Raw genomic sequence first — 2,089 nt, 5'->3', positions numbered from 1 at the left:
ATCGCTCGATCTTTCGAACGCAATTTTAACAATCAAAACACTGTACCTATCTCGACTTTTGTTTATCATTGAAGTCAGTACTCCTAGTTTCAAGGACCGAATTTACCCATGAACACCACAAACATCCTTCTACTTTGCGGCGGTGGATCTTCAGAGCATGAAGTATCTTTAGTTTCAGCCAATTACCTTTTTGAACAACTTAATAGCGTTGCAGATTTTAACGTTGTAAGAGTTGAAATTAAGAACGAAGGCTGGTGTCTTGATTCAGGTGAATTGGTTTATCTTGATATTAACGACCAAACCTTACGCGGTGACAATTTAGCATCTAAAGTCGATTTCATTGTGCCTTGCATACACGGTTTCCCAGGTGAAACAGGTGACATTCAATCACTGTTTGAAATGGCTAAAATTCCATACCTAGGTTGTGGTCCAGAAGCAAGCAACAACAGCTTTAACAAAATCACGTCAAAGCTTTGGTACGACGCACTTGGTATTCCAAACACGCCGTACCTGTTCTTATCAGACAACAATGATCAAGCTCACTCACAAGCAACTCAAGCATTTGAAAAGTGGGGTAAAGTGTTTGTGAAAGCGGCTCGTCAAGGTTCTTCTGTAGGTTGTTACCAAGTTAACCAAGTAGAAGATTTAAGCGAGGCTATCAACAAGGCGTTCACTTTCTCGGACCAAGTATTGGTTGAGAAGTCAGTGGTGCCTAGAGAGCTAGAAATTGCTGCTTATGAAATCGATGGCGAGCTACACATCAGCAAGCCGGGTGAGGTGATTGCACCGAATGGCGCATTTTACTCTTACGAAGAGAAGTACAGTGCAGACAGCCACTCGATCACTGAAGTTGAAGCAAGTAATTTAACTGACGAACAGCGTGAATTGATTACAGACAGCGCACGAAAAGTCTTCACCCAGATGAAGCTTCGTCACTTGTCTCGTATCGACTTCTTTTTAACGCAAGACAACGAGATCTACCTGAACGAAGTCAACACCTTCCCAGGTATGACGCCAATCTCCATGTTCCCTAAAATGGTTGAGCATGACGGCCACAAATTCAGCCAGTTCTTAGAAAACTGCGTGAGAACAAGCCTTTCTTAGGTTTCTAACTCGTTTTCGTTCACTTAGAGCTGAACCAACAAGTGCCTTGAGCTTTCGCCAAGGCGCTTTTTGTTTTTAACGCTAGCCGTTTTTACAAATATCGTTTTAACCATAACTTATATCAAAATAGTAATATCCAAGTAATCTGCGACCCGTCATTGCCAAGGTATTAACGCCTTAAACTTCATCTTCTCACTATCAGCCGTTCCCGTGAAACCGACATATTGAGCTGGCATTGCCGGGCTAAGCCAACGACCAAAGTCCTGAATCTCTCTCACCTTAAGACCTTGTTTCGACAACTCTTGTGCAGCACCAACACGAATCGAATTTCCAGAGAAATGGTGATTTTCTGGCAGTTGAAGTAAGTCGCTAGCTCTTCTCAATATCCTATAGATGGACGAATCATCTAAAGGCTGCAAACCAATATTCTCATGCTTGTCTATCGCACGAAATACTGGCAAGTCATCTTGTATACCAGTAAACGAAAGCCAACGTTGAAGTGCAACACTGGCTATTTGTGACAACTGATAAGCCGAATCTTTGACTGTTACTTGGTAATGATCTTCAACGTACTCAACATCACTCATCGATAACAACTTAAGCTCTGAGCGCTTTAAAGCACACTCGAACATCACGTTATAAATAGCAATGTCTCTGATCTCTTTCAGGTTTGCTTTCTCATGGGAGAGTAACGTATTCAAATCAGTGAGATGCACAGATGTCATAGCATTGGTTTGTTTAGCGTCACCGGCCATTTGAGATTGTAAGTGGAGTAGGGTAAAGCGAACTTGCCTGTGCTTGATCGGGTTAGCAAAGCTCAACACAGTATGTAACATGCTAAGCGTTGCAGTGTAACGTTTTAGCGATGCGTATTTTCTATCGTTAGACTCCGTTTCAAGAAAACGACGAACAGCGGTTATAGATGCGGGAAGTGTGTTAATACGATGTTTGGTACAGAACGCATGATAGCGATTCCAATCACTGT

Annotated in this window: 2 protein-coding genes; one reads left to right on the top strand and one right to left on the bottom strand. The window is 42.3% G+C overall.

The annotated features are described in order from the left end of the window. The first annotated feature begins 108 nt into the window (after positions 1 to 108). Complete coding sequence (locus AB4512_RS18730) at positions 109 to 1,104, top strand: D-alanine--D-alanine ligase (protein ID WP_372175333.1); 996 nt, start codon at positions 109 to 111, stop codon at positions 1,102 to 1,104. Positions 1,105 to 1,259: 155 nt separating this feature from the next. On the opposite strand, the gene AB4512_RS18725 is transcribed toward AB4512_RS18730, so the two are convergent. Then, the coding region (locus AB4512_RS18725) for a tyrosine-type recombinase/integrase (protein WP_372175332.1) at positions 1,260 to 2,089 on the bottom strand (830 nt) is incomplete at its 5' end.

Source organism: Vibrio sp. 10N.222.52.B7 (assembly GCF_041474275.1).
GTDB classification, from domain to species: domain Bacteria; phylum Pseudomonadota; class Gammaproteobacteria; order Enterobacterales; family Vibrionaceae; genus Vibrio; species Vibrio crassostreae_C.
The sequence above is the reverse complement of the archived record's forward strand: the minus strand, read 5'-3'. Positions and strand labels throughout refer to the sequence as shown.